The sequence below is a fragment of the Pseudomonas sp. PvP027 genome (assembly GCF_017833005.1).
Classification (GTDB): Bacteria; Pseudomonadota; Gammaproteobacteria; order Pseudomonadales; family Pseudomonadaceae; genus Aquipseudomonas; species Aquipseudomonas congelans.
Genome location: NZ_JAFIBK010000001.1, coordinates 4,392,696 through 4,419,425, shown reverse-complemented (window position 1 = coordinate 4,419,425; position 26,730 = coordinate 4,392,696). Strand labels below are relative to the sequence as shown.

Genomic DNA, 26,730 nt, shown 5'->3' with positions numbered 1-26,730 from the left:
TCAATGGGCTTTCGTTTGTCGAAGATTTACACGCGCACCGGCGATGCCGGTGAAACCGGTCTGGGCGATGGCCGTCGGGTCTCCAAGGATCATCCGCGCGTCGAGGCCATCGGTGAGGTCGATACCCTCAACAGCCAACTGGGACTGTTGCTGGCGGGGTTGATCGATGAAGCTCAGCGCGTCCCGGCCCTCAAGGAAGTGATCGAGGTACTTGCACCGTGTCAGCACCGACTGTTCGATCTGGGCGGTGAACTGGCCATGCCGACCTACAAGGCGCTGAACGAAGCCGAGGTCGAGCGACTGGAGGCCGCCATTGATGTCTGGAATGACGAACTGGGGCCGCTGGAGAATTTCATTTTGCCAGGCGGTTCATCGCTGATCGCCCAAGCGCACATTTGCCGTAGCCTGGCGCGCAGTGCCGAACGTCGCTGTCAGCATCTGAATGCCGTCGAGCCACTGGAAGGCGCAGGGCTGGCCTACATCAACAGGCTGTCGGACCTGCTGTTCGTCGCTGCTCGATTGATCGCCAGACGACAGGGGATTGCCGAGATCCTTTGGCAGCCCGCGCCCAAGCCGGTTTGATGGGCACCACCAGGCTTATCGTTCCCAAGCTGGAGCGTGAGCAACCATAGGTGTTCGAAAGAACACTTACGGTGCCCCCCGCTCCTCGTGGGCATGCCGTTCTGGACGCTCTGCGTCCTCTGCTGAACTTCAGACTATCTCGTCAGGCCAGAACGCGCGAATCCCGGCCACGCCCTGTGCGCCGCTTTCCCAGGCCTGTTGCCGCTCGGCAGGGCCCACGCCGCCCAACAGAAAGACCGGCCTGTTGAAACCCGCAATAAGTTGCGTTGCCTGCTGCCAGCCCAGCGGTTGCGCATCGGGATGGGTCAGGGTGGGCTGAACGGGCGACAGGGTGACGAAATCCACGCCCATCTGCTCCGCCAGAGCCAGCTCTTCGGCGTTATGACATGACGCCGCCAGCCAGCGGTTCTCTGGGAACGGACGCCCGCGACTGGCGTACTTGCGCAGTTGCTCCGCCGTCAGGTGCCAGCCGGCGGACGGGAAGTCGCCCAGCCACTCCAGAGGCCCTTTGAGCATGAGCTGCGCCTTGCCGGCACACAGGCCCGCCGCATCCACGGCCAGGTCACGGTACTTCGGATCGTAACCACCCGGTGCACGCAACTGGACCAGCTTGATGCCGCCTGCGATGGCTTTCTGCATACCGCGCAACAGCTCGATATTATCCAGCCCCTCAGGGGTGATCAGGTACTCGCCGGGCAAACGTGCCGCCGCGACGATCGGCTGGTTGGCGGCCGGAAAGTCATAATTGGCCAGCTCACGCGGGCTGGCCCAGACCAGCGGCTGCCCTTCTGCACCATGCGCCTGGCCAGTGAAGGCCGAGACTTCCCAGACGTCCAGCAGCACCTGCTTGTCCGGATAGTCGTGACAGACCTTGATCAGCGGACGTGCCGCAGTCACCAGGATGCCCAGCTCTTCCTGCAGTTCACGTGCGAGCGCGGCCTGGACAGTCTCGCCCTCCTCGACCTTGCCGCCAGGAAACTCCCAGAGGCCGCCTTGATGCTGAGTGTCGGCACGTCGGGCAATCAATACACTGCCGTCAGCGCCACGAATGACGGCGGCGGCCACATGAACTCGTTTCACGATCAGGACTCCTCCAGACCGGCCTGCTGCCAGCGTTTGAAGGCAGGCCACTGGTAAATGGTTTCGATGTACTTCAAAGCTTCTTCAGACAGTTCGACACGGTAGCTGCGCAGGCGGATGGCTACCGGGGCGAAGAACGCGTCGGCAATGCTCGGCTTACCGAACAGAAACGGACCGCTTTCGGCCGCAGCAGCGCGACATTCGGCCCACAGTTCGACGATACGGTCGATGTCGTTCTGGGTGTCGACCGGAATCACTTCCAGTGCCTGATCCTGGCGCAGGTCCATCGGCATGTTCGAACGCAGGCTGACAAAACCGCTGTGCATCTGCGCGCAGGCAGAACGTGCCTGGGCACGCGCGGCGGTGTCACTCGGCCAAAGGCCGGCGTCCGGAAAACGTTCGACCAGGTATTCGCAAATGGCCAGCGAATCGATGATCGTGCCGTGCTCGCACTGCAACGCAGGGACCTTGCCGGTCGGTGAGTACTTGAGAATGTTCGCGCGGGTGTCAGGCTGGTTCAGGCGGATAACCTGATCGGTGAACGGCGCACCGGTCATTTCCAGCACCAGCCAGGGACGTAGCGACCAGGAGGAATAGCGTTTGTCGCCGATAATCAGATGCAGGCTCATGGTTCAGCTCCATTGAGCCCGGCGCGAAGACAGGATACCGGCGCGCCGGGCATTGAATCAGGTGCGATATTCCGCGTTGATCTTCACGTACTCATGAGAAAGATCGGTGGTCCAGATCGTTTCGCTGCAATCGCCACGACCCAGCTCGATACGGATGGTGATTTCCTCTTCGGCCATCACCGCCGAGCCCTGCTCTTCGGTGTAGGTCGTGGCGCGGCAGCCCTGGCTGGCGATGCATACGCCCCCCAGGAATACGTCGATCTTGCTCACGTCCAGATCCGGCACACCGGCACGGCCGACAGCTGCCAGGATACGGCCCCAGTTCGGGTCGGAGGCGAACAGCGCGGTCTTGATCAGCGGCGAGTGGGCCACGGCATAACCGACGTCCAGGCATTCCTGGTGATTGCCGCCACCGTTGACTTCCACGGTCACGAACTTGGTCGCACCTTCCCCGTCACGCACGATGGCCTGAGCGACTTCCATGCACACATCGAACACGGCTTTCTTCAGCGCCTCGAACAACGGGCCTTTGGCTTCGGTGATTTGCGGCAGATCGGCCTGACCGGTAGCGATCAGCATGCAGCAATCGTTGGTCGAGGTGTCGCCGTCGATGGTGATGCGGTTGAACGACTTGTTGGCGCCGTCACGAATCAGGTCCTGAAGCACGCTCTGCGACACCTTGGCGTCGGTGGCGATGTAGCCGAGCATGGTCGCCATGTTCGGGCGAATCATGCCTGCGCCCTTGCTGATGCCGGTCACAGTGACGGTCACGCCGTCATGACTGAACTGACGGCTGGCGCCTTTGGGCAGGGTGTCGGTGGTCATGATCCCGGTCGCCGCAGCGGCCCAGTTATCCACAGACAGATCATCGATCGCGGCTTGCAGGGCGCCTTCGATCTTTTCAACAGGCAACGGCTCGCCGATCACGCCCGTCGAGTATGGCAACACCGCAGAAGCATCGACGCCGGTCAGTTGCGCCAGCTTCTCGCAGGTACGCCGCGCCGCCACAAGACCAGGTTCGCCTGTGCCCGCATTGGCATTGCCGGTATTGGTCAGCAAATAACGCACAGTGCCCTGGACACGCTGTCTGGCCAGAATGACCGGCGCTGCGCAGAACGCATTCAAGGTGAATACGCCGGCAACGCTGGAGCCTTCGGCACAGCGCATGACCACAACATCCTTGCGCCCCGGGCGTTTGATGCCGGCAGAAGAAATGCCAAGTTCAAAACCGGGAACCGGGTGCAACGCAGGCAAAGGACCAAGACCAACAGCCATCGGGGTGCTCCTCATGGAGTGTGGCGCCGTCCGCATCGGTACGGCGATCAATGAAAAAACGCCGCGACGGGCAAGCCGGTCGCGGCGCAGATATTACACGGTCAAAGGCTTAGTTGATCTGGCCGTGACAGTGCTTGAATTTCTTGCCCGAACCACACCAGCAAAGCTCGTTGCGGCCCAGTTTCTGGTCGTTGCGAACCGGCTCGGATGCAACGGCAACAGGCGCTTCGCCACCCTCTTCGTCGAGCAGCGGTTGCTCGATGCCCGGTGCAGGCGCGTGTTCGAACTGCATGCGACTGGCCAGCTCTTCGGCTTCCTGACGCAGGCGGGCTTCTTCTTCCTCTGGATCTTCGCGGCGAACCTGAACATGCGAGAGCACACGAATGGTGTCGCGCTTGATCGAATCCAGCAATTCCTGGAACAGTGTGAAGGACTCGCGCTTGTATTCCTGCTTCGGGTTCTTCTGAGCGTAACCACGCAGGTGGATACCGTGACGCAGGTGGTCCATGGTCGACAGGTGATCCTTCCACAGGTCGTCCAGCACGCGCAGGAGGATCTGTTTCTCGAAGGAGCGCAGGGCTTCGGCGCTGGCCTGGTCTTCCTTCTCGTTGTACGCCAGCAGCAACTGCGCCATGATTTTTTCGCGCAGGCTGTCTTCGTGCAGATTGTCGTCTTCGTCGAGCCACTGCTGGATCGGCAGTTGAACCGCGAAGTCGGTATTAAGCGCCGATTCCAGGCCGGCAACGTTCCACTGCTCCGGCAGGGACTGTGGCGGAATGTGCTGGCTGATCAGGTTGTTGAGCACTTCCTCGCGGAAGTCGGCAATGGTCTCGCCAATGTTCTCGGCGGCCAGCAACGTGTTACGCATGTGATAAATCACTTTACGCTGCTCGTTGGCCACGTCATCGAATTCAAGCAATTGCTTGCGAATGTCGAAGTTGCGACCTTCCACCTTGCGCTGCGCTTTTTCGATGGCGTTGGTCACCATGCGGTGCTCGATGGCCTCACCGGACTGCATGCCCAGCGCCTTCATGAAGTTCTTCACCCGGTCAGAGGCAAAGATGCGCATCAGGCTGTCTTCGAGCGACAGGTAGAAACGGCTGGAGCCGGTGTCGCCCTGACGGCCGGCACGACCGCGCAGCTGGTTGTCGATACGGCGCGATTCGTGACGCTCGGAGGCAATGACGTGCAGGCCGCCCGCTTCGATCACCTGCTGATGACGCTTCTGCCAGTCAGCCTTGATCTGTGCGATCTGCTCGGGAGTCGGGTCTTCCAGATTGGCGACCTCGACTTCCCAGTTGCCGCCCAGCAGGATGTCGGTACCACGACCGGCCATGTTGGTGGCGATGGTCAGCGCACCCGGACGACCGGCCTGCGCGATGATTTCCGCTTCCTTTTCGTGGAACTTGGCGTTCAGAACCTTGTGCTCGATGCCTTCCTTGTTGAGCAGACTGGACATGTGCTCGGACGTTTCGATGGTCGCCGTACCCACCAGCACCGGACGGTTTTCCGCGATGCAGGCCTTGATGTCGGTAACGATGGCGGCGTACTTCTCTTCCGCCGTCAGGTATACGAGGTCGTTGAAGTCCTTGCGCGCCAAAGGCTTGTTCGGCGGGATGACCATCACAGCCAGGTTGTAGATCTGGTGGAATTCGAATGCTTCGGTGTCGGCCGTACCGGTCATGCCGGACAGTTTGTTGTACAGACGGAAGTAGTTCTGGAAAGTGGTCGATGCCAGGGTCTGGCTTTCCGCCTGGATGTTCAGACCTTCCTTCGCTTCGATGGCCTGGTGCAGGCCTTCGGACAGACGACGGCCCGGCATGGTCCGGCCGGTGTGTTCGTCGACCAGCAGAACCTGACCGTCCGAAACGATGTATTCGACGTTGCGATTGAACAGCTTGTGCGCACGCAGACCGGCATAGACATGAGTCAGCAGGCCCAGGTTATGCGCCGAGTAGAGACTCTCACCTTCAGCCAGCAGGCCGACTTCGGTGAGCATTTCCTCGATGAACTGGTGACCGGCTTCGTTCAGTTCGACCTGACGGGTTTTCTCGTCAACGGTGAAATGACCCGGCTTGGTGACTTCGCCTTCCACTTCCTCGATATGCTGCTCGAGCTTGGGGATCAGGCGGTTGATTTCGGTGTACAGCTTGGAGCTGTCTTCAGCCTGACCCGAGATGATCAGCGGCGTACGCGCTTCGTCGATCAGAATCGAGTCGACTTCGTCGATTACGGCAAAATTGAGTTCACGCTGGAACTTGTCGTCCATGCTGAACGCCATGTTGTCACGCAGGTAATCGAAGCCGTATTCGTTGTTGGTGCCGTAAGTGATGTCGGCAGCGTAGGCGGCGCGTTTCTCTTCCGGTGGCTGGAATGGCGTGACGATGCCTACGGTCAGACCGAGGAATTCGTAAAGCGGACGCATCCAGTTGGCATCGCGGCGAGCGAGGTAGTCGTTCACGGTAACGACGTGAACGCCCTTGCCGGACAATGCGTTGAGGTATACGGCCAGCGTACCTACCAGGGTTTTACCTTCACCGGTACGCATTTCCGCGATCTGACCTTCATGCAGGGTCATGCCGCCGATCAACTGAACGTCGAAGTGGCGCATGCCCATGACGCGCTTGCCCGCTTCACGAGCGACAGCAAAGGCTTCCGGGAGCAATTGATCGAGGGTCTCGCCTTTGGCTATGCGGGCCTTGAACTCTTCGGTCTTGGCGCGCAGTTGCTCGTCCGAAAGGGCCACCATTTGCTCTTCGAAGGCATTGACGATCTGTACCGTCTTGAGCATGCGTTTTACTTCACGCTCGTTCTTGCTTCCAAAAAGTTTTTTCAACAAAGGCGCAAACATATCGACAGGATCTTCCACACATAGGAATGGAGGGCGGCCCCGTGAGTCGCCCGTGCAGCCCAGATGGCCGCATGCGAACGAGCATTCTACCCGGAAACGATGGTGAGGAAAGTGGCGTTATTCCACGATGCTGGCACAGCGCTGTGACGGGGCAGGTTTACAATGGGGCCATTTTCAAGCACTTCAACCCGTTATCCGGGGAAGTTACTCATTGATTTGCATATGAAAGCACGGAAATGCCCTGAAAAGCAGCCGTCAGAACGCTTTCTGTTAAGATGTTCATCTTGTTACCCAGGCATCCCCCCATGGCCTTTCGTCCTCTGAACGCCCGCCCGCCCGCGGTTTTGCTGCGTGAAGCCAAGCCCCTGAAGGCTATATTTCGCCATGCCGAGCGACTCAGCCACTGGCAGCGCCTGCTCGAAAGCCAGCTGCAACCTGCGGCCCGCGAACATTGTCACGTGGCATCCTGGCGCGAAGGCACCTTGCTTCTGATCGTGACTGACGGTCACTGGGCCACACGCCTGCGCTATCAGCAGAAACGCCTGCACCGACAACTGATGGCCTTCGACGAATTCATCAACCTGACCCGCATTGTGTTCAAGGTGCAGCCGCCCGAAGCGCCACGCGGAGCCGCCACTCACACGATCGACCTGTCGGCGGTAGCTGCCGAAAACATTCAGGCCACCGCTGAAGGCATTACCGATCCGCGCTTGCGTGCCGCGCTGGAAAGGCTGGCCAGCCATGCAAAAGACAGAAAATAGTCCTCCCTGATCGCTGCAAGACCTCCGCGAGCACTGACTTTCCAGAAAAAAAATCATAAAAAAAGGCCACCCGAGGGCAGCCTTTAAAAAAACAAAAGGAAAGAGAGTAAAGCTTGCTTACACGGCCGCGACAGGACGCATGTAAGAAATAGGTGCCGTACTGGCATCCTCGAAAGTCACCACTTCCCAAGCGTCTTTCTGCTCGATCAACGTGCGCAGGAGACGGTTGTTCAGTGCATGCCCCGATTTGAAACCCCGGAACTCACCAATCAGGCTGTTGCCCAGCAAGTAGAGGTCACCGATGGCGTCGAGGATTTTGTGTTTGACGAATTCGTCCTCGTAACGCAGGCCGTCTTCGTTCAGTACACCGTCCTTGTCGACCACGATGGCGTTTTCCACGCTGCCGCCGAGTGCGAGGTTGTGCTTGCGCAGGTACTCGATATCACTCATGAACCCGAAGGTCCGGGCACGGCTGACTTCCTTCACGAAGGAAGTACTGGAAAAGTCCACGCTTGCACTCTGGGTGCGATCACGGAAGACGGGGTGATCGAAATCGATCTCGAAACTGACCTTGAAGCCTTCGAAAGGCACGAAAGTAGCGCGTTTACCGCCCTCCTCCACTGTGACTTCACGCAGGATACGGATGAATTTCTTCGGCGCGTCCTGTTCTTCCAGGCCTGCCGATTGAATCAGGAATACGAAAGGGCCTGCGCTGCCGTCCATGATAGGAACTTCGGAGGCAGAGAGCTCGACGTAGGCGTTATCGATGCCAAGGCCAGCCATGGCCGAGAGCAAGTGTTCTACCGTGTCGACTTTGACATCACCATTGACCAGAGTGGTCGACAGAGTGGTGTCACCGACGTTTTCCGCACGCGCAGGGATCTGCACGACCGGATCAAGGTCAGCTCGGCAAAACACAATGCCGGTATTCACAGGTGCGGGCTTGAGGGTCAGGTAAACCTTCTCCCCGGAGTGCAGGCCTACACCTGTGGCACGGATAATATTTTTCAGGGTGCGTTGTTTAATCATGGCATGGGCCGCTTCAGCGCAAGTTGCGAACTGGTATCAACAAAGGCTGGCGATGATAGCAGACCATGCCTTTGCTGAACACCAATCACCCTAATACCCCTGATACATTTCATCAATCGGCCTGACGACGCAGGAAAGCCGGGATGTCCAGGTAATCGAGATCATCGTTGGGATTCATCTTCGCCGCTGCTGTAGCGCCTGCGTGTGCCTGATTGCGCATCACGGTAGGACGATCCAGGTCACGGTAGTTGACCGACGGTGCTTCCTGACGGGACGCCTGCTGCGCAGGAGCCTGCTGGGTGGTCTGCAGCGTGTTGTCGATGACCTTGACAGGTTTCTCGATTTTCGCGCCCAGGCCGGTGGCAACCACAGTCACGTGCAACTCGTCACGCATGTCCGGATCGATAACGGTACCGACCTTGACCATCGCGTGCTCGGAAGCGAACGCTTCGATGATGCTACCCACGTCCGAGTACTCACCCAGAGACAGGTCAGGACCGGCAGTGATGTTGACCAGGATGCCGCGAGCGCCCTGCAGGTTGACGTCTTCGAGCAACGGGTTGCGGATGGCCGCTTCGGTCGCTTCACGTGCACGGTTAGGACCGCTGGCGCAGCCAGTGCCCATCATCGCCATGCCCATTTCGCTCATCACGGTACGCACGTCGGCGAAGTCGACGTTGATCATGCCCGGACGCTTGATGATGTCGGAGATACCGCGAACGGCACCGGCCAGTACATCGTCAGCCTTGGCGAAAGCCGACAGCAGGCTGGCGTCTTTACCGAGGATGGTCAGCAGCTTCTCGTTGGGGATGGTGATCAACGAGTCGACGCTTTCGGACAGCATGCGGATGCCTTCATCGGCGATCTGCATACGCTTGCGACCTTCGAACGGGAACGGACGGGTCACGACTGCGACCGTCAGAATGCCCATTTCCTTGGCCACTTCAGCAATGATCGGTGCTGCACCGGTACCGGTACCGCCGCCCATGCCAGTGGTGATGAAAACCATGTTGGTGCCCTGCAGAACTTCTGCAATGCGCTCACGATCTTCCAGTGCGGCCTGACGACCGACTTCAGGGTTGGCGCCAGCGCCAAGACCTTTGGTCACGCCGGTACCAAGTTGCAGAATGGTCCGCGCGCCGATGTTTTTCAGCGCTTGAGCATCAGTGTTGGCACAGATGAATTCCACGCCTTCGATGTTGCTCTTGACCATGTGATTGACAGCGTTGCCGCCACCACCGCCTACGCCGATAACTTTGATAACCGGGCTTTGCGGGACGTTGTCTACGAGTTCGAACATTTTCTCTCTCCTTCCGCTTTCTAGTTAGTTTTGCCTACTGCCTGCCGATATTGCTGGTGAAGCCCTGAATCTGAAGCTGTGAAACCGTTGAACGTTGAAACTTAGAAATTTCCCTGCACCCAACGCTTGATACGCTCAAGCACCGGTGCCTTGGTTTCGTCGCTGTAACTGCTGTTGCCGACAATTCCGGACAGCGAAATGCCATCCGACTGTTTTTGCAGCCCGTACATCAACAGGCCTACGCCGGTCGAGTAGATCGGGTTGCGCACGACATCAGCGAGCCCTTTGACGCTGTGCGGTACGCCCAGGCGCACCGGCATGTGGAAGATTTCCTCGGCCAGTTCGACCGCACCTTCCATTTTCGCTGTGCCCCCGGTCAGCACGATGCCGGCCGGGATCAGGTCTTCGTAGCCGCTGCGGCGCAGTTCTGCCTGGATCAGGGTGAACAGCTCGTCGTAACGAGGCTCTACCACTTCGGCCAGGGCCTGACGCGACAGCTCGCGAGGTGGACGGTCGCCCACGCTCGGCACTTTGATGGTTTCGCCTGCACCGGCCAGCTTGGCCAGCGCACAGGCATAACGAATCTTGATTTCTTCGGCGTACTGGGTCGGGGTGCGCAACGCCATGGCGATGTCGTTGGTCACCTGGTCACCCGCAATCGGGATGACCGCCGTGTGGCGAATGGCGCCTTCGGTGAAGATCGCGATGTCGGTGGTACCGCCACCGATGTCCACCAGGCACACGCCCAGTTCCTTCTCGTCATCGGTCAGCACGGAATATGCCGAGGCCAGTTGCTCGAGAATGATGTCGTCGACTTCCAGACCGCAGCGACGTACGCACTTTTCGATGTTCTGCGCCGCGTTCACCGCACAGGTCACCACGTGGACCTTGGCTTCCAGACGTACCCCGGACATGCCCAAGGGCTCACGCACCCCTTCCTGATTATCGATCACGTAATCCTGAGGCAGGGTGTGCAACACACGCTGGTCGGCAGGAATGGCCACTGCCTGAGCAGCATCGAGCACACGCTCCAGGTCCGCGGAGCTGACTTCGCGATCACGAATCGCCACGATACCGTGCGAGTTCAGGCTGCGAATGTGGCTGCCTGCAACGCCAACGAATGCCGAGTGAATACGGCAGCCAGCCATCAGCTGCGCTTCTTCGATTGCGCGCTGGATCGACTGCACGGTCGATTCGATATTCACCACCACGCCCTTTTTCAGGCCGCGGGAGGGATGGGTACCGATACCCACGATTTCCAGCGAGCCATCGGCCGCGACTTCGCCTACCAGTGCCACCACCTTGGAGGTACCGATATCCAGCCCGACGATCATTTTGCCGCTTTGCACATTTGCCATGGTCCTGCCTCTTATCAATTCTTCGCGACGGCGGGTTTTTCCGTCGCCGGCGCTGCCTGTTCGCGCCAACCGACCGCAAGGCCGTTGGAGTAACGCAAGTCGACGCGCGCGATATTCGTTATTTGGTCTTTCAGCGTTTTGTCGTAAATCGCGATGAAGCGGCGCATTTTTTCGACAAGGTGGTCGCGTCCAAGCAACAACTCGATACCCGGGCCAGCACTACCGGCACCTGTCGTCAGGAACCAGCTGCCACGCTCGCGCAGCTCCAGGCGCACGATGGAGAAGCCCAGCGGGCGCAACATCTGACTCAACACCTGATACTGCTGCATCACCTGCTGCTGGGCCCGCTGCGGGCCGAACAACTGGGGAAGATGTTCGTAATTGGACAGTTCACGCGGTGTGAAAGCCTGCCCCTGGTTATTCAACAGCGCTTCATCGCCCCAACGGGCAACCGGCAACTGCTCTTCAAGACGAATCACGACCTGATCCGGCCATACACGACGGACCTCGGCGTGCGCGATCCATGGCATCTGCTCAAGCTCGGTGCGCATGGCAGCCAGATCGATCTTGAAAAAGCTCGACGCCACATAAGGCGCAATCCGCTGCTGCACAGCCTGCTGGCTGATGTAACTCAAATCGCCCTGCACGTTGATGCGGGTAATCGGGCGGTCGGCGTACGGCAGCAGACGCTGTGCTGCCTCATAAGTACCGAAGCCCAGAACCACCAACAGCACAGGCCAGAGCAGACGCTTCAGAAAACTGAAGTTGGCCTTGGGCAGGCGCGCCGACAAGGGCTCCTTGGCCACCATACGGCTGGCGCCGCGCGGCACCGGCTTGTTGCGGCCGGGTGCAGATGGCTGAGGACGTGTCGACGGGCCGTACATGCCTTAACCCCTCGCCTGAACGCTGTCGGCCAGAATCGCCAACACCAGTTGTTGAAAATCCAGACCTGCCGCACGGGCCGCCATAGGCACCAGACTGTGATCGGTCATGCCAGGTACAGTATTGACTTCCAGTAACCAGAACTTGCCTTGTGCGTCCTGCATGACATCCGTGCGCGCCCACCCTGCAATGCCGATGGCTTCGCAAGCACGTGCTGCAAGTTGTTTGAGTTCCTGTTCCTGCGCATCGCCAAGTCCGCACGGAATCCGGTACTGAGTATCGGACGCCAGGTACTTGGCATCGTAATCATAAAAACTGTGAGGAGTGCCCAGGCCGATGGGAGGCAACACCTGGCCACGCAGAGACGCCACAGTGAACTCAGGTCCCTGAATCCATTGTTCGACTAATACTTGCGAATCGTAGGTACTTGCGGCTTTCCATGCGGCGATCAATTCATCGACGCTGTTCACCTTTGCCATACCGATACTTGAACCTTCATGGGCCGGTTTGACGATCAAAGGCAGGCCCAGTTCCGTCACGGCGCAAATACAATCACTCTCGTTTTCAAGAACGGCATGCAGCGGTGTGGCAAGGCCGAGACTCTGCCAGACCTGCTTGGTACGCAACTTGTCCATCGCCAGTGCAGAAGCCAGTACGCCACTGCCGGTATAAGGGATTTCCAGGCATTCCAGCAGGCCTTGCATGGTGCCGTCTTCACCGCCGCGTCCGTGCAGAACAATAAAGGCACGGTCGATTTTTTCGCTGACCAGTCGCTGCAGGAAGTCGTCGCCCACATCGATGCCGAACGCATCCACGCCAGCATCGAGCAACGCCTTGAGCACGGCATTACCCGAGTTCAGGGAGACTTCCCGCTCGGCACTCTTGCCACCGAAGAGCACGGCGACACGGCCGAAGCTTTTCGGCTCGAGTGTCGAGCGCAGGGAAGACTGGGCAACGGCTGTCATTTCAGCTTCCCTTCGGTGGAGGCCACTTTGGCACCGGCGAACAGCGGGCTCTTGAGCAGTTGCGGTGCCAGACCGGCAATGTCGCCAGCGCCCTGACACAGCAGAATGTCGCCCGCGCGCAGCAACGGTTTGACCAGCGGCGCCAGCTCGACACCGCGCTCGATGTAGATCGGGTCCAGTTGACCGCGCTGACGAATGCTGTGGCACAGGTTACGACTGTCCGCACCGGGAACCGGCTCTTCACCGGCCGGGTAGACTTCCATCAGCAACAGTACGTTGGCGTCCGCCAGAACCTGCACGAAGTCATCGTACAGATCGCGTGTGCGGCTGAACCGGTGCGGCTGGTAAACCATGACAAGACGACGATCAGGCCAGCCACCACGCACCGCACTGATCACTGCTGCCACTTCGCGCGGGTGGTGACCGTAGTCATCGACCAGCATCACGTTGCCGCCATCGACCGGCAGCTCGCCGTAGACCTGAAAGCGCCGACCAACGCCCTGGAAGCCGGACAGGCCCTGAACGATGGCCTCGTCGCTGACGCCCTCATCAGTGGCGATGGCGATGGTCGCCAGCGAGTTGAGTACGTTGTGGTTGCCGGGCATGTTCACCGAAACATCCAGCGGCTCGCGGTCGCGGCGCAGTACGGTGAAGAAGGTCAGCATGCCGTCCTGACGCACATTGATTGCACGTATATCGGCAGACTCGCTGAAGCCATAGGTCAGCGTCGGGCGCTTGACCAGCGGCAGAATTTCGCGCACCACCGGATCGTCGATGCACATCACCGCCAGCCCGTAGAACGGCAGGTTGTGCAGGAACTCGACGAAGGTCTTCTTCAGTTTGTTGAAGTCACCTTCGTAGGTCGCCATGTGATCGGCGTCGATATTGGTGACCACAGCGACCAGCGGTTGCAGGTGCAGGAAGCTGGCGTCACTTTCATCGGCTTCGGCGATCAGGTAGCGGCTGGTGCCCAACTGCGCATTGGTACCCGCAGCGTTCAGACGGCCGCCAATCACGAAGGTCGGGTCCAGGCCGCCGGCAGCGAATACCGAAGCGATCAAGCTGGTGGTGGTGGTCTTGCCGTGCGTACCGGCAACGGCGATGCCGTGGCGATAACGCATCAGCTCGGCGAGCATCTCGGCACGCGGTACGACCGGGATGCGGCGCTCCAGCGCAGTGGCCACTTCCGGGTTGGACGTGTTGACAGCGCTCGACACTACCAGCACGTCGGCACCGATGGTGTTCTCGGCACGGTGGCCGATGAAAATCTGTGCGCCGAAAGATTCCAGGCGCTCGGTCACGGCCGAACCTTTCAGGTCGGAGCCCGACACTTCGTAGCCCAGGTTCAACAGTACCTCGGCAATGCCGCACATGCCGACACCGCCGATACCGACGAAGTGGATACGACGGATACGGCGCATTTCAGGTTGTGGCATGGCGCGTTGATTCTCAACCATGGGCCACCTCCACACAGACGTTGACGACGGTGCTGGTTGCATCAGGCCTGGCCAGGCTGCGTGCAGTGCGGGCCATGCTGTTCAATTGTTCGGGTTGCATCAAAACCTCTTTCAGGCGTGCTGCCATCTCGGCGGCGCCAGTTGTCGCTTGCGGCATGACGAAGGCTGCGCCTTCGCGAGCCAGATAGTCAGCGTTACGTGACTGATGGTCATCAATCGCGTGGGGCAGCGGTATCAGCAACGACGGCAGGCCGGCGGCGGCCAGTTCGCTGATGGTCAATGCGCCTGCGCGGCAGACCACCAGATCGGCCCAGCCATAGGCTTGGGCCATGTTCTGGATGAACGGCGCAACCTGCGCCTCGACGCCCACGTTGCGATAGCGCTCGGCGGTGACTGCGTCATGATTCTTGCCCGACTGATGAAACACTTCGGGCTGGATGTCCTGAGGCAGCTGGGACAGCGCCTCGGGCAACAATTTGTTCAACGGCTCCGCGCCCAGGCTGCCGCCCAGTACCAGCAGGCGAGCCTTGCGTCCGGCCAGTGCCTGACGCGGTGTTTCCAGAAACAGCTCGACCCGCACCGGGTTACCGGTGGTGCGACGCTTGGACGAATCCGCAAAGGTGTTCGGGAACGCTTCGCACACCCGGCTGGCGAACGACGCCAGACTGCGGTTGGCAGTACCGGCAACGGCGTTCTGCTCGTGAATGATCAACGGTACGCCTGCCAGCTTCGCCGCCAGACCGCCGGGGCCGGTGACGTAGCCACCAAAGCCGACCACACAGACCGGCTTGACCTGACGCACGACCTTGCGTGCCTGCATCAGGGCCTTGAGCAACATGAAAGGCGCCTTGAGCAGTGACAAGCGGCCCTTGCCACGCAAACCGGTAACGTTGATCAGATGCAGCGTCAGACCGGCCTGCGGCACCAGTTCGTTTTCGATACCGCGCGGCGTGCCCAGCCAATGGACCTTGTAACCGCGTGCCTGGAACTCGCGCGCGCAGGCCAGCGCCGGGAATACATGCCCGCCGGTTCCGCCTGCCATGATCAGCACGTTAGCGTCCATGGGGCGTGTCCTCGGCGAAGTCGCTTTCCTTGAACTCGGCCTCTTCGCTGCCCATGTTGTTGCGCGATTCCCACTCGATGCGCAGCAGCAGCCCGAGGCTCGCGCAGCAGATCACCAGCGAGCTGCCGCCGTAGCTGAGGAACGGCAGGGTCAGACCCTTGGTCGGCAGCAGACCGACGTTCACACCGATGTTGATCAGGAACTGACCGATCCACAGGAACGACAGACCGTAGGCCACGTAGGCACCGAAGAACTGCTTGGCGCGCTCGGCCCACATGCCGATGTACATGCCGCGAATACTGACGAACAGAAACAGCGCGACGGTGATCAGCGAACCCACAACGCCCAGCTCTTCTGCAAGTACCGAGAACACGAAGTCGGTGTGCGCTTCCGGCAGATAAAACTGCTTCTGCACGCTGTTGCCCAGCCCGACGCCGAACCACTCGCCGCGACCGAAGGCGATCAGCGCCTGGGTCAATTGGTAGCCGGAGCCGAACTGGTCGGCCCACGGGTCAGTAAAGTTGGTCAGACGCGCCATCCGGTAAGGTTGGGCCTGAACCAGCACCACAACAGAGGCAACCGCCAGTACCACCATCAGCGAGAAGCGGAACAGGCCGACACCACCGAGGAACAACATGGCCGCCGCAGCGCCCATCATTACCACGGTCGCACCGAAGTCAGGCTCCATGAGCAGCAGACCGGCCATCGGCAGCAGCACGATGAACGGCTTGAAGAAGCCCATCCAGCTTTCACGAACTTCCTGCTGCTGACGGATCAGGTAGCCGGCAAGGAAGATCACCACAAACACCTTGGCGATTTCCGACGGCTGCACGTTGAACGCGCCGAAGCCGATCCAGCGCATCGAACCGTTCACCTCGCGTCCGATTCCCGGCACCAGTACCAAGAGCAACAGGCCGAACGCACCGAGCAGCATCATCCAGCCCAGACGCTGCCAGGTGGCGACCGGGATCATCATGGTCACGCCGCAGGCACCCAGGCCGATCAGCAGATAAACCAGGTGACGGGTCATCATGTACAGCGTGTTGCCCGACTGCACCGCAGCAACTTCCGACGACGCCGAGGTAATCATCACCAGGCCAAGGCCGAGCAGCGCCAGGCAACCGACCAGCATCGGGAAGTCCAGGTCGATACCGCGGCCGCTGATGAGTGGCGATGGGTAAGGCTTGATCACACCGAAGATCATGACAAGCACTCCACTGCCTGCGCGAACACACGTCCGCGCTCTTCATAATTCTTGAACATGTCCAGGCTGGCGCATGCAGGAGAAAGCAATACGGCATCGCCACGCTGAGCCAGTTTTGCGCTGTGCTCGACAGCAGCCTGGACGGTGTCGACACGCACCAGCGGAACGGCATCGCCCAGTGCCTGGGCAATCAGTTCTGCATCACGCCCGAGCACGACCGCAGCGCGGCAATGCTTGGCGACTGGCGCACGCAAACCGCTGAAGTCAGCGCCTTTGCCATCGCCGCCGGCGATCAACACCAGCTTGCCGTCGATATCCGAGCCCAGCCCTTCGATGGCAGCCAGTGCGGCACCGACGTTGGTGGCTTTGGAATCGTTGTAGTAATGAACGCCGTCGTGCTCGCGCAGCCACTGGCAGCGATGCTCCAGGCCGGTGAACTCGCGCAGGCTGGCGAGCATGGCGTCGAACGGCAGGCCGACCGCATGCCCGAGCGCCAAGGCTGCAAGCGCGTTGGCCTGATTGTGCGCACCACGCACTTTCAGCTCACGCACCGGCATGAGGTTTTCAAACTGGAACGCCAGGTACTTTTCGCCGTTCTCTTCACGCAGGCCGAAACCATGGAAATCCGGCTTGTTGAGGCCGAATGTCCAACACGGCAGGCCTTCGCCAATCAGCGGACGGGACAGCGCATCCTGACGATTGACCACCACTTGCCGCGCGCCACGGAAAATCCGGTGCTTGGCCAGGTGGTAGGCAGGCAGGCCGCTATAACGGTCCATGTGGTCTTCGCTGATATTCAGCACGGTCGCCACTTCAGCGTTGAGCTGGTCGGTGGTTTCCAGCTGAAAGCTGGAGAGCTCCATCACGTACAGCTCGATATCGTCGCTGAGCAGGTCCAGTGCCGGGGTGCCGAGATTGCCGCCCACCGCCACACGCTTTCCAGCGGCAGCGGCCATCTCACCGACCAGTGTGGTCACGGTGCTTTTCGCATTCGAGCCGGTAATGGCAATCACCGGCGCCTTCGCGTAACGCGCGAACAGTTCGATGTCGCCCGACAGTTTGACGCCGCGTGCGTGCGCCTGCTGCAGGGCCGGGGTCGCCAAGGCCAGACCGGGGCTGACATACAGCTCATCGGCACGGCAGAGGAAATCCACGTCCAGCTCGCCACAACGCACTTCCACCTGCGGATAGTCGCGACGCAAGGTCGCCAGCTCAGGAGGATTCTCCCGCGTGTCGGCCACGGCAAAGGACACGCCCTGGTTCGCCAGGAAGCGAACCAGGGACATGCCGCTTTTGCCTAGACCCACGACAATGCGGAAGCGGTCGGAAACGATCAGGGACACTCGTTCTACCTCAGTTTCAGCGTGGCAAGGCCAATGAGCACCAGAATCACGGTGATGATCCAGAAACGGACGATCACACGTGGCTCGGGCCAGCCTTTGAGTTCAAAGTGGTGATGGATCGGCGCCATGCGGAATACGCGGCGGCCGGTAAGTTTGAAAGACGCAACCTGAATGACCACTGAAAGGGTTTCCATCACGAACACACCGCCCATGATGAACAGGACCATTTCCTGACGAACGATCACCGCCATGGTGCCCAGGGCCGCGCCGAGTGCCAGAGCACCGACGTCGCCCATGAATACTTGCGCCGGGTACGTGTTGAACCAGAGGAACCCCAGCCCCGCGCCAATCAGCGCGCCAGAGAACACAATCAGCTCGCCCGCCCCCGGCACATAGGGAATCAGCAGGTATTCAGCAAATTTCACGTTACCCGACAGGTAGCAGAAAATGCCCAGGGCACCGCCAACCATCACCGTCGGCATGATCGCCAGACCGTCCAGCCCGTCAGTCAGGTTGACTGCGTTGCTGGAGCCGACGATCACGAAATAGGTCAGCACGATGAAACCGATACCCAGCGGGATGCGCACATCCTTGAGCATCGGCACGATCAGCGTGGTTTCAGTCGCCGACGGTGCAGTCGTATAAAGGAAGATCGCCGCGCAGAGGCCGAACACCGACTGCCAGAAATACTTCCAGCGACTTGGCAGGCCCCGGGAATTCTTTTCGATCACCTTGCGGTAGTCATCGACCCAGCCGATGGCACCGAACAGGAAGGTCACCAGCAACACAACCCACACGTAACGATTGCTCAGGTCAGCCCACAGCAGCGTACTGATACCAATGGACGACAGGATCAGCGCGCCGCCCATGGTCGGCGTGCCCGATTTGGACAGGTGCGACTGCGGACCGTCGTTGCGCACCGACTGACCGATCTGGCGCATCTGCAGGGTGCGGATCATCCACGGCCCCAGGCACAGCGACAGCGTCAGTGCGGTGAGCACGCCAAGGATCCCGCGCAATGACAGGTACTGAAAGACCGCGAAGCCTTTGTAGAACTGTTGTAAAAACTCGGCCAACAGCAGCAGCATTAATGTTTCTCCAGGCTAGAACCGCACAAGGCAGCCACGACGTGTTCCATCGCGGCGCTACGCGAGCCCTTGATCAGTAAAGTGGTATCAGGGTCCTGCTCGGCGCCCAGCGCCGCGATCAGTTCAGCCTGACTGGCAAAGTGGTAAGCGTGCTCACCGAAAGCGCTGACGGCGTGAGTCATCAACGGGCCGACGGCATACAGCGCCGAGACTTTGCCAGCGGCATAGGCACCGACCTCGCGATGGCCCTGCTCTGCCCAGTCGCCGAGCTCGCCGATATCGCCCAGCACCAGTACGGTACGACCAGTGAAGCCGGTGAGGATGTCGACGGCCGCGTTGATCGAGGCAGGGTTGGCGTTGTAGGTATCATCGATGACGCGCGTGCCATTGCTGGCAATTTGCGCCACGGCACGGCCCTTGACCGGCTGCACGTTGTTCAGCCCGGTGACGATCCCTTCCAGCGGCACACCCATTGCGCAGCCGGCAGCCGCAGCGGCCAGGGCGTTGGACACATTGTGCGTGCCGAGCAGGTTCAACTGAACCCGGGCAGTGCCTAGCGGGCTGTTGATGATGAAGCCCGGGCAGCCACGTGCATCACGGCTAAGTTCGCTGGCGTACACATCGGCCGCAGAGTCGCTGAGTGCGAAGGTCAGGACATTGCGATTGCCGGCGCGCTTGCGCCAGATCGGGAACGCCTTGTCTTCCAGGTTCAATACTGCCGTGCCGCCAGCATCGAGACCTTCCAGAATCTCGCCCTTGGCTTCGACAATCCGGTCCGGGCCGCCAAACTCGCCAACATGGGCGGTTCCGGCGTTGGTGATCATGGCGACGTGCGGCTTGGCGAGGCTCACGGTGTAGGCAATCTCGCCAACCCGCGACGCACCCAGCTCGATCACAGCAGACGTATATTCGGGAGCCAGTTCCAGCAGGGTCAGCGGAACGCCCAATTCGTTGTTCAGGTTGCCTCGGGTCGCCAGCACAGGCCCGCGCGTACGCAGGATGCTCGCGAGCATCTCCTTGACCGTGGTTTTGCCACTGGATCCGGTGACGGCGGCAACCGGCCGGTCCAGGAATGCATTGCGGTTCATGGCACCCAACTGGGCAAGAGCCTTGCGCGTGTCCAGCACGACCAGTTGCGGCAAGACGGCGCCCTGCACTTCGCGCTCGACCAGAGCACCGACCGCACCTTTGGCAGCCACTTGATCAAGGTATTCATGACCGTCGAAGCGCGGGCCGGTCAGGGCCACGAACAGCTGGCCAGGCTCGATACCCCGGCTGTCGGTGCTGACGCCGGCAAAGCTGCAGTCGCCGCCGACCAGACGGGCGTCGAGTGGCACAACCAGTTCGCTGAAGGTCATTGGCTTAAGCATTCGCAGGCTCCCATACAGCAAGCGCGCTGGCGGCTTCTTGCAAATCGGAGAACGGCTGCCGCTGACCGTTGATTTCCTGGTAGTCCTCGTGGCCCTTGCCGGCAAGCACTACCACGTCATCGGCATTGGCGCCGGCAATCAGCTCGGCAATGGCCTGACCGCGACCTTCGACGAAACGCACCTTGTCCACAGCAACGAAACCAGGGCGTATATCGTCAAAAATACTGGCGGGCGATTCGGAGCGCGGATTGTCATCAGTGACCCACACACCGTCGGCCAGACGCTCGACCACTTCAGCCATCAGCGGACGCTTGCCACGGTCACGGTCACCGCCGCAGCCGAACAGGCACAACAAGCGACCCTTGGCGTGCGGGCGCAGAGCTTCGAGCACTTTTTCCAGCGCGTCCGGGGTATGTGCGTAATCCACCACCACCAGAGGCTTTTCGGCACCACCCAGACGCTGCATGCGTCCGACCGGGCCTTCGAGTTTCGGCAGCGCCTTGAGAATTTCGTCCAGCGCGTAATCCAGGCCCAGCAACGCGCCGACCGCAGCCAGGACGTTGCTCAAGTTGAAACGGCCCAGCAGGCTGCTGCGCAGGAAGTGCTCGCCTTGAGGCGTGACCAGCGTGGCGCGCACGCCATCGTCGTCGAACTTGGCATCGCGGCAATACAGGTAGGCCGAGCTGTCCAGCTGGCTATAGGTGATAAGGCGCGACTCTTGTTTGATAGCGGCCAGTTCACGACCGAAGTCGTCATCCAGGTTGATCACCCGGCATTTCAGATCGGACCATGCGAACAGCTTTGCCTTGGCGGCAGCGTATGCCTCCATGGTGCCGTGATAATCCAGATGGTCACGGGACAGATTGGTCAGCACCGCCACATCAAACGCCAGCGCCGTAGCGCGTCCCTGATCGAGACCGTGGGAGGAGACTTCCATCGCCACTGCGCGCGCGCCGGCCTTTCTCAGGTCGGTCAGCGTCGCCTGCACGGCAATCGGATCGGGCGTAGTGTGGCGGCCGCTTTGCAGCGAGCCGTAGAAACCGGTGCCCAAGGTGCCGACGATCCCGCAGCGTTGCCCGAGAACATCAAGCGCCTGGGCCACCAGCTGGGTCACGCTGGTCTTGCCGTTGGTGCCGGTAACGCCCACCAGATTCAGACTGCGGCTAGGATCGCCATAGAAGCGACCGGCGATAGCGGACAATTGCGCGGCGAGCCCCTTGACCGGGATCAGCGGCACGTCGGTGATCGGCAGAACGATCGACCCTTCGACTTCATAGGCTACGGCAGCTGCACCACGCTTGAGTGCGTCGGCGATATGCGCGCGGCCATCGACCTTGATCCCCGGCACTGCCAGAAACAGATCGCCCGGACGCACATTGCGACTGTCGAGCGTCAACTCGCGAATCAGCGCGTCGCGGTCGGTGTGAGCGAAAAGCTTGCTCAGATTAAAGGCCATCAACCACGCCCTCCTTTGGCTGCCGGTGCGGCGTTGACTTGTTCAGGTGGCGCAAGGTTGTCAGGCGTCACGTTCATCAGACGCAACGTGCCGGACATGACCTTGCTGAATACCGGGGCCGAAACCAGACCACCGTAGTAACCACCCTTGCTCGGCTCGTCGATGACAACCACGATGGCGTAGCGCGGGTTGCTCATCGGGCCGAAACCGGCGAACAGGGAACGATAGGAGTTTTCCGCGTAGCCCTTGGTACCGATGGACGTCTTGCGCGCCGTACCACTCTTGCCACCGACGTGATAGGACGGCACTCGGGCGCGATAGACGCCGCGCGGGTCCTCGATAACCTGCTGCAGCATGCCCTGCAGGGTCTTGGCGGTTTTCTCCGGAATGGCCTGGGTCGATTCCGGCTCTTTATCTGTTTTCAGGATCGTCAACGGCACAATGCGGCCGTTGTTGGCCAAAGCGCCGTAGGCATGCACCAACTGCAAGGCAGTAACCGACAGACCGTAGCCATAGGACAGCGTGGCGGTTTCAGCCTTGCGCCATTCGCGGTAGTTGGGCAGATTGCCGACGCGCTCGCCAGGGAAGCCGAGGCCGGTGTACTGACCGAAACCGACGCGCTGCATGGCACGGAAGATCGCCTCACCGCCCACATCGAAAGCAACCTTGCTCATGCCGACGTTACTGGAGTTGATCAGAATGCCGGTCAGATCGAGGATCGGGCCTTCGGTCTTGGTCACGTCACGAATCGTGTATTTGCCGATCTGCAGGGTGCCTGGATAAACCTCGACCTTGTCGGTGGGCTTCCAGCGGCCACTGTCCAGCGCTGCGGTCATGGAGATCGGCTTCATGGTCGAACCGGGTTCGAACACGTCGATGATTGCCCGGTTGCGCATGGCGGCAGGCACCATGGTGCGGCGGTTGTTCGGGTTGTAGGTGGGCTGGTTGACCATCGCCAGAACCTCACCGGTCTTGACGTCCATGATCACCATGCTGCCGGCCTTGGCCTCGTTCTCGACGATGGCATTGCGCAGTTCACGGGTCGCCAGGTATTGCAGGCGCAGGTCAATAGACAAAGCCAAGGTCTTTCCGGCCTTGGCATTCTTGGTGACCTGAACATCCTTGATCAGTCGGCCACGCCGGTCCTTGATGACCTGACGCTTGCCGGGCACACCGGCGAGCCAGTCGTCATACGCCAGCTCGACACCTTCCCGACCATGGTCGTCAAGGTCGGTAAAGCCGACCATGTGCGCAGTGACATCACCGGCCGGATAAAAACGACGGAATTCCTCGATGCCGTATACACCGGGCACTTTCAAGTCGATGACCGACTGACCCTGCTCTGGCGTCAGGCCACGAACCAGGTAGATGAATTCCTTGTTCGCCTGCGAGTCCAGACGCTCGGTCAATGCCTTGAGATCCTGGCCCAGCGCGGCTGCCAGCATCGGCCACTTGGACTTGTCCTGCTGCATTTCACGCGGGTTGGCCCACAGCGTCGTCACCGGAGTACTGACGGCCAGCGGCTCGCCGTTACGGTCGGTGATCAGGCCACGGTGCGCCGGAATGGGGATATGCCGAAGGCTGCGTGCATCGCCCTGCTCCTTGAGAAAGGTATGGTCGATGACCTGCAGGTCGACGATGCGCCAGCAAATCGCGAGCACGAGGGATACCAGCAGCCCTACGACTACGCGAAAACGCCACGGATAAAGAGCACCATCAAGCTTCATCATGGCGCCACCATCCGTACTTCGGCAGCGCTCGGGATGCGCATCTTCAGTTGTTCGGTGGCCAGGTTCTCGATGCGGCTGTGTGCAGTCCAGGTGCTCTGTTCAAGAATCAGCCGACCCCACTCTGCCTGCGCCTTGTCGCGCACACTCATTTCCGAATACAGCGAGTTTAGCAGTTGACGATTCCAATGTGCGCTATAGGAAACGCCAATCGCCGAAATCAGGACAGCAATAAACAGCAGCAGCATAATGAAGCTGCCGCCGGGCAGAGGCTTCAGAAACAGACGGCTCACCTGAGCTTCTCCGCTACACGCATGACAGCGCTGCGCGAACGCGGGTTTGCTTTGGTTTCGACATCCGAGGCGAACTGGGCCTTGCCGTGAATTTTGATTTTCGGTTCGAACGGCTTGAACTGGATCGGCAGATTGCGCGGCATGTTGTCGGCTTCGCCCTTGGCGAGCTTGCGCATGAACAGTTTGACGATGCGGTCTTCCAGCGAGTGAAAGCTGATGACGACGAGGCGGCCACCCACTTCCAGCGCATCCAGTGCGGCTTCGAGGCCGGCTTCCAGATCGCCCAATTCGTTGTTTACGTGAATACGCAGGCCCTGAAAGGCACGCGTTGCAGGATTCTTGCCCTTTTCCCAGGCAGGGTTGGCAACCTTGAGCACTTCTGCCAGATCGGCGGTGCGCTCGAAAGGCTGGACTTCGCGACGCGCGACGACCGCGTTGGCCATGCGCTTGGCAAAGCGCTCTTCGCCGTATTCCTTGAAGACGCGGGCAATTTCCTCAGCCGGTGCAGTCGCGATGAACTGGGCAGCGCTTACGCCACGGGTAGGGTCCATGCGCATGTCCAGAGGACCGTCGTTCATAAAGCTGAAACCGCGCTCGGGATCATCCAGCTGCGGGGACGACACACCCAGATCCAGCAGGATGCCACTGACCTTGCCCGCCAGACCGCGTTCCTGGGCCTCGGATCCCAATTCGGCAAAGCTGCGCTGCACAATGACAAAGCGGCCGTCTTCGGCCGCTAGCGCTTGCCCGGTGGCAATCGCTTGAGGGTCCTTGTCGAATCCCAGAAGCCGACCATCGGGGCCCAGCTGGCTGAGTATCAGACGACTATGCCCGCCACGTCCGAACGTGCCATCCAGGTAGCAGCCATCGGCGCGCACCGCGAGAGCCTCCACGGCTTCTTCAAGCAGCACGGTGATGTGGGTAAAGCCGCTATTCATAGTCACAGGATCAAATCACGTAATTCGTCGGGCATCGCGCCAGGTTTTTGAATGGCAGCCAGGTCAGCATCAGCAAGAGCATTCCAGGCGTCCTCGTCCCACAGTTGAAACTTGTTGAGCTGGCCCACCAGCATTACGCGCTTATCCAGCCTGGCGTACTCGCGCAGGCGCGGCGGTACCAGAAAACGCCCACTCCCGTCGAGTTCCAGATCGACAGCATTACCAATCAGAAGCCTTTGCAGGCGGCGGTTCTCTTCCCGAAACGTCGCCAGATCACGAAGTTTTGCCTCTATCAGCTCCCATTCGGAAAGCGGATAAAGGCAAAGGCATGGATCAACGGCATCAATGGTCACGATAAGTTGGCCGGCGCTACGCGAATCCAACTCGTCACGGTACCGGCTCGGCATAGCGAGACGGCCCTTGGCATCGAGATTGATCGCATTGGCACCACGGAACACAGGCGCATTCTCCGAATATTAGCTTTTTGCGCTAAAAAAACCCACTTCGTGCCACTTTCTGCCACTTGCGCACACTATAGGAACGCGCCCACCACACCGTCAAGGCACGGTCTTAAGGAAAACCCTTACATTTCGGAGATTTAGGAGAGGTATTGAGGATAAAAAGGTAATTTTGCGAAGGATCTGACGGATAAATCCCACACAACTCAAATCGTTGCGATTCAAAGTTAATGTGATTTATGAGCTGTAAGATTTTTTTGGTATTACGGAAGGGTTTTGCTGCTTGAAACGAAGGGGGAAGAAAAAGGTGGAGAGTCGATCTGTAAGCCGGGTTCTGTCGAGAACAGTCATTCCTCTACGACGGCCATCACTGGACGTCTTTAGCAACCTACCCGGTTCCAGCGCGGGCCACGCCTAGGAACCCTATTTGGTCTTGCTCCGAGTGGGGTTTACCTTGCCACGAACTGTTACCAGACGTGCGGTGCGCTCTTACCGCACCTTTTCACCCTTACCGGCACCGAAGTGCTTAGGCGGTTATTTTCTGTGGCACTTTCCGTAGGCTCACGCCTCCCAGGCGTTACCTGGCACTCCGCCCTATGGAGCCCGGACTTTCCTCCCCCCCTTGTTGCGGAACAACAAGAGGCAGCGACTGTCCAATCGACTCTCCGCCGACAAGGTTAGCGGCACATGCCATCAAGAACAAGCTTTAATAGCATTGTGTGGCTCGCTCGCCCCTTTCAAAAGCAGCCTGTTACCCCTTCTGCTTCTCCAGCGCCACCTGGTACAGCAGGTTCTTGCGTACACCGGTTATTTCAGCAGCTAACGCTGCGGCGCGCTTGAGCGGCATCTCCGCAAGCAGCAAATCCAGCACCCGACGCGCTTCCTCGCCAATGACATCCTCGTCATCCGGCGGCGTCCAGCCAGCCACCAGCACCACGCACTCTCCGCGCTGCTGATTACTGTCGGATTCGACGAATGCCCGCAGCTCACCCAAAGGCAGACCCTTGAGGGTTTCGAAAGTTTTGGTTATTTCACGCGCCAGCAGCGCTTTACGGTCAGCACCGAAGACCAGCTCCATATCCTGCAGGCACTCCAGGATGCGATGCGGCGCCTCATAATAGATCAACGTGCGCGGCTCTTCCCTGACACCCTCGAGCCTGGCCTTGCGACCCGCAGACTTGGCCGGAAGAAAGCCCTCGAAAATGAATCGATCCGACGGCAGCCCGGCTGCAGAAAGAGCCGCAATCAAGGCACACGCCCCCGGCACCGGTACGACCTGCACACCCGCGGCACGCGCCTGACGAACAAGGTGATAACCGGGATCGGAGATCAATGGCGTGCCCGCATCGGAAATCAGCGCGACGTCGTCACCGGCCAGCAGACGTGTAATGAACCGACTACCCTCATCACGTTCGTTATGTTCGTGACAGGCGGCCAATGGCGTCGGGATGCCGAAGTGCTGCATCAGCCGCGCGGAATGGCGAGTGTCTTCAGCCGCAATCAGGGCGACCTCACGCAGCACCTTCAAGGCTCGCACACTCATGTCGTCCAGATTGCCGATAGGAGTCGCCACTACATAAAGCGAACCCGGGGTGGAATTCGAAACAACCGGAACAGTCAA

At 60.0% G+C, this 26,730-nt stretch carries 23 protein-coding genes and 1 other RNA gene; 2 read left to right on the top strand and 22 right to left on the bottom strand.

What is annotated here, in order from left to right; translation table 11 throughout:
• Positions 1-3: 3 nt before the first annotated feature.
• Entirely contained in the window at positions 4-582 is a 579-nt protein-coding gene (locus JOE33_RS19140; RefSeq protein ID WP_003363999.1) for a cob(I)yrinic acid a,c-diamide adenosyltransferase, read from the top strand.
• 129 nt (positions 583-711) lie between these two features.
• Here the strand turns inward: JOE33_RS19140 and JOE33_RS19135 are convergent, their stop codons facing one another.
• The 4 genes from JOE33_RS19135 to secA all read right to left on the bottom strand — a co-directional run bounded on the left by JOE33_RS19135 (position 712) and on the right by secA (position 6,417).
• Positions 712-1,662 carry a Nudix family hydrolase gene (locus JOE33_RS19135; protein ID WP_032615198.1) on the bottom strand — a complete coding sequence of 317 codons (951 nt, stop codon included), beginning with the start codon at positions 1,660-1,662 and terminating at the stop codon, positions 712-714.
• A 2-nt stretch (positions 1,663-1,664) separates the two neighbouring features.
• On the bottom strand, positions 1,665-2,291 hold the full coding sequence (locus JOE33_RS19130; protein ID WP_010427446.1) for a glutathione S-transferase family protein: 627 nt from the start codon (positions 2,289-2,291) through the stop codon (positions 1,665-1,667).
• A 57-nt stretch (positions 2,292-2,348) separates the two neighbouring features.
• Complete coding sequence (gene argJ / locus JOE33_RS19125; RefSeq protein WP_096125127.1) at positions 2,349-3,566, bottom strand: bifunctional glutamate N-acetyltransferase/amino-acid acetyltransferase ArgJ; 1,218 nt, start codon at positions 3,564-3,566, stop codon at positions 2,349-2,351.
• A 109-nt stretch (positions 3,567-3,675) separates the two neighbouring features.
• On the bottom strand, positions 3,676-6,417 hold the full coding sequence (gene secA, locus JOE33_RS19120; RefSeq protein ID WP_010427451.1) for a preprotein translocase subunit SecA: 2,742 nt from the start codon (positions 6,415-6,417) through the stop codon (positions 3,676-3,678).
• Between the two features lie 305 nt (positions 6,418-6,722).
• On the opposite strand from secA, the gene JOE33_RS19115 reads away from it, so the two are divergent.
• Positions 6,723-7,178: a DciA family protein gene (locus JOE33_RS19115; RefSeq protein WP_032615192.1), complete on the top strand. Its 456-nt coding sequence runs from the start codon at positions 6,723-6,725 to the stop codon at positions 7,176-7,178.
• A 117-nt stretch (positions 7,179-7,295) separates the two neighbouring features.
• Here the strand turns inward: JOE33_RS19115 and lpxC are convergent, their stop codons facing one another.
• The 18 genes from lpxC to rsmI all read right to left on the bottom strand — a co-directional run bounded on the left by lpxC (position 7,296) and on the right by rsmI (position 26,730).
• Complete coding sequence (lpxC, locus tag JOE33_RS19110) at positions 7,296-8,207, bottom strand: UDP-3-O-acyl-N-acetylglucosamine deacetylase (RefSeq protein ID WP_002555040.1); 912 nt, start codon at positions 8,205-8,207, stop codon at positions 7,296-7,298.
• 112 nt (positions 8,208-8,319) lie between these two features.
• Entirely contained in the window at positions 8,320-9,507 is a 1,188-nt protein-coding gene (ftsZ, locus tag JOE33_RS19105) for a cell division protein FtsZ (RefSeq protein WP_002555041.1), read from the bottom strand.
• Positions 9,508-9,608: 101 nt separating this feature from the next.
• Positions 9,609-10,865, bottom strand: a complete 1,257-nt coding sequence (gene ftsA / locus JOE33_RS19100) for a cell division protein FtsA (protein ID WP_003364017.1) — start codon at positions 10,863-10,865, stop codon at positions 9,609-9,611.
• A gap of 14 nt (positions 10,866-10,879) precedes the next feature.
• Entirely contained in the window at positions 10,880-11,749 is an 870-nt protein-coding gene (locus JOE33_RS19095) for a cell division protein FtsQ/DivIB (protein ID WP_032615190.1), read from the bottom strand.
• 3 nt (positions 11,750-11,752) lie between these two features.
• Positions 11,753-12,712: a D-alanine--D-alanine ligase gene (locus tag JOE33_RS19090; protein WP_122530119.1), complete on the bottom strand. Its 960-nt coding sequence runs from the start codon at positions 12,710-12,712 to the stop codon at positions 11,753-11,755.
• Positions 12,709-14,169: a UDP-N-acetylmuramate--L-alanine ligase gene (gene murC / locus JOE33_RS19085; RefSeq protein ID WP_003418785.1), complete on the bottom strand. Its 1,461-nt coding sequence runs from the start codon at positions 14,167-14,169 to the stop codon at positions 12,709-12,711. Before murC ends, JOE33_RS19090 begins: the two co-directional genes overlap by 4 nt.
• On the bottom strand, positions 14,162-15,232 hold the full coding sequence (murG, locus tag JOE33_RS19080; RefSeq protein WP_003418787.1) for an undecaprenyldiphospho-muramoylpentapeptide beta-N-acetylglucosaminyltransferase: 1,071 nt from the start codon (positions 15,230-15,232) through the stop codon (positions 14,162-14,164). Before murG ends, murC begins: the two co-directional genes overlap by 8 nt.
• Positions 15,222-16,433, bottom strand: coding sequence for a putative lipid II flippase FtsW (gene ftsW, locus JOE33_RS19075; protein WP_163009691.1), 1,212 nt, complete (start codon positions 16,431-16,433; stop codon positions 15,222-15,224). The genes murG and ftsW overlap by 11 nt, the downstream gene beginning before the upstream one ends.
• Entirely contained in the window at positions 16,433-17,779 is a 1,347-nt protein-coding gene (murD, locus tag JOE33_RS19070) for a UDP-N-acetylmuramoyl-L-alanine--D-glutamate ligase (protein WP_032615187.1), read from the bottom strand. The genes ftsW and murD overlap by 1 nt, the downstream gene beginning before the upstream one ends.
• Before the next feature lie 5 nt (positions 17,780-17,784).
• Positions 17,785-18,867, bottom strand: a complete 1,083-nt coding sequence (mraY, locus tag JOE33_RS19065; RefSeq protein WP_003313553.1) for a phospho-N-acetylmuramoyl-pentapeptide-transferase — start codon at positions 18,865-18,867, stop codon at positions 17,785-17,787.
• Entirely contained in the window at positions 18,867-20,237 is a 1,371-nt protein-coding gene (murF, locus tag JOE33_RS19060) for a UDP-N-acetylmuramoyl-tripeptide--D-alanyl-D-alanine ligase (protein WP_096125661.1), read from the bottom strand. The genes mraY and murF overlap by 1 nt, the downstream gene beginning before the upstream one ends.
• Complete coding sequence (locus JOE33_RS19055) at positions 20,230-21,693, bottom strand: UDP-N-acetylmuramoyl-L-alanyl-D-glutamate--2,6-diaminopimelate ligase (RefSeq protein ID WP_032615183.1); 1,464 nt, start codon at positions 21,691-21,693, stop codon at positions 20,230-20,232. The genes murF and JOE33_RS19055 overlap by 8 nt, the downstream gene beginning before the upstream one ends.
• On the bottom strand, positions 21,693-23,420 hold the full coding sequence (locus tag JOE33_RS19050) for a penicillin-binding protein 2 (RefSeq protein WP_010427469.1): 1,728 nt from the start codon (positions 23,418-23,420) through the stop codon (positions 21,693-21,695). Before JOE33_RS19050 ends, JOE33_RS19055 begins: the two co-directional genes overlap by 1 nt.
• Entirely contained in the window at positions 23,420-23,713 is a 294-nt protein-coding gene (gene ftsL, locus JOE33_RS19045) for a cell division protein FtsL (protein WP_002555053.1), read from the bottom strand. The genes JOE33_RS19050 and ftsL overlap by 1 nt, the downstream gene beginning before the upstream one ends.
• The gene (rsmH, locus tag JOE33_RS19040; RefSeq protein ID WP_010427471.1) at positions 23,710-24,651 is read right to left on the bottom strand and encodes a 16S rRNA (cytosine(1402)-N(4))-methyltransferase RsmH; all 942 of its coding nucleotides are present in this window, start codon (positions 24,649-24,651) and stop codon (positions 23,710-23,712) included. Before rsmH ends, ftsL begins: the two co-directional genes overlap by 4 nt.
• 2 nt (positions 24,652-24,653) lie before the next feature.
• Positions 24,654-25,109 (bottom strand): division/cell wall cluster transcriptional repressor MraZ, encoded by a 456-nt coding sequence (gene mraZ / locus JOE33_RS19035; RefSeq protein WP_002555055.1) that lies wholly within the window; start codon positions 25,107-25,109, stop codon positions 24,654-24,656.
• A gap of 307 nt (positions 25,110-25,416) precedes the next feature.
• Positions 25,417-25,774: RNase P RNA component class A (rnpB, locus tag JOE33_RS19030), an RNA gene on the bottom strand.
• An 86-nt stretch (positions 25,775-25,860) separates the two neighbouring features.
• Positions 25,861-26,730 (bottom strand): 16S rRNA (cytidine(1402)-2'-O)-methyltransferase, encoded by an 870-nt coding sequence (gene rsmI / locus JOE33_RS19025; protein ID WP_025990803.1) that lies wholly within the window; start codon positions 26,728-26,730, stop codon positions 25,861-25,863.

Excerpts from the sequence above, each read along its gene's own strand:
- JOE33_RS19140 (WP_003363999.1), top strand. The coding sequence starts at position 4 with ATGGGCTTTCGTTTGTCGAAGATTTACACGCGCACCGGCGATGCCGGT.
- JOE33_RS19130 (WP_010427446.1), bottom strand. The coding sequence starts at position 2,291 with ATGAGCCTGCATCTGATTATCGGCGACAAACGCTATTCCTCCTGGTCG.
- argJ (WP_096125127.1), bottom strand. The coding sequence starts at position 3,566 with ATGGCTGTTGGTCTTGGTCCTTTGCCTGCGTTGCACCCGGTTCCCGGT.
- secA (WP_010427451.1), bottom strand. The coding sequence starts at position 6,417 with ATGTTTGCGCCTTTGTTGAAAAAACTTTTTGGAAGCAAGAACGAGCGT.
- JOE33_RS19115 (WP_032615192.1), top strand. The coding sequence starts at position 6,723 with ATGGCCTTTCGTCCTCTGAACGCCCGCCCGCCCGCGGTTTTGCTGCGT.
- lpxC (WP_002555040.1), bottom strand. The coding sequence starts at position 8,207 with ATGATTAAACAACGCACCCTGAAAAATATTATCCGTGCCACAGGTGTA.
- ftsZ (WP_002555041.1), bottom strand. The coding sequence starts at position 9,507 with ATGTTCGAACTCGTAGACAACGTCCCGCAAAGCCCGGTTATCAAAGTT.
- ftsA (WP_003364017.1), bottom strand. The coding sequence starts at position 10,865 with ATGGCAAATGTGCAAAGCGGCAAAATGATCGTCGGGCTGGATATCGGT.
- JOE33_RS19095 (WP_032615190.1), bottom strand. The coding sequence starts at position 11,749 with ATGTACGGCCCGTCGACACGTCCTCAGCCATCTGCACCCGGCCGCAAC.
- JOE33_RS19090 (WP_122530119.1), bottom strand. The coding sequence starts at position 12,712 with ATGACAGCCGTTGCCCAGTCTTCCCTGCGCTCGACACTCGAGCCGAAA.
- murC (WP_003418785.1), bottom strand. The coding sequence starts at position 14,169 with ATGGTTGAGAATCAACGCGCCATGCCACAACCTGAAATGCGCCGTATC.
- murG (WP_003418787.1), bottom strand. The coding sequence starts at position 15,232 with ATGGACGCTAACGTGCTGATCATGGCAGGCGGAACCGGCGGGCATGTA.
- mraY (WP_003313553.1), bottom strand. The coding sequence starts at position 18,867 with ATGCTGCTGCTGTTGGCCGAGTTTTTACAACAGTTCTACAAAGGCTTC.
- murF (WP_096125661.1), bottom strand. The coding sequence starts at position 20,237 with ATGCTTAAGCCAATGACCTTCAGCGAACTGGTTGTGCCACTCGACGCC.
- JOE33_RS19055 (WP_032615183.1), bottom strand. The coding sequence starts at position 21,693 with ATGGCCTTTAATCTGAGCAAGCTTTTCGCTCACACCGACCGCGACGCG.
- JOE33_RS19050 (WP_010427469.1), bottom strand. The coding sequence starts at position 23,420 with ATGAAGCTTGATGGTGCTCTTTATCCGTGGCGTTTTCGCGTAGTCGTA.
- rsmH (WP_010427471.1), bottom strand. The coding sequence starts at position 24,651 with ATGAATAGCGGCTTTACCCACATCACCGTGCTGCTTGAAGAAGCCGTG.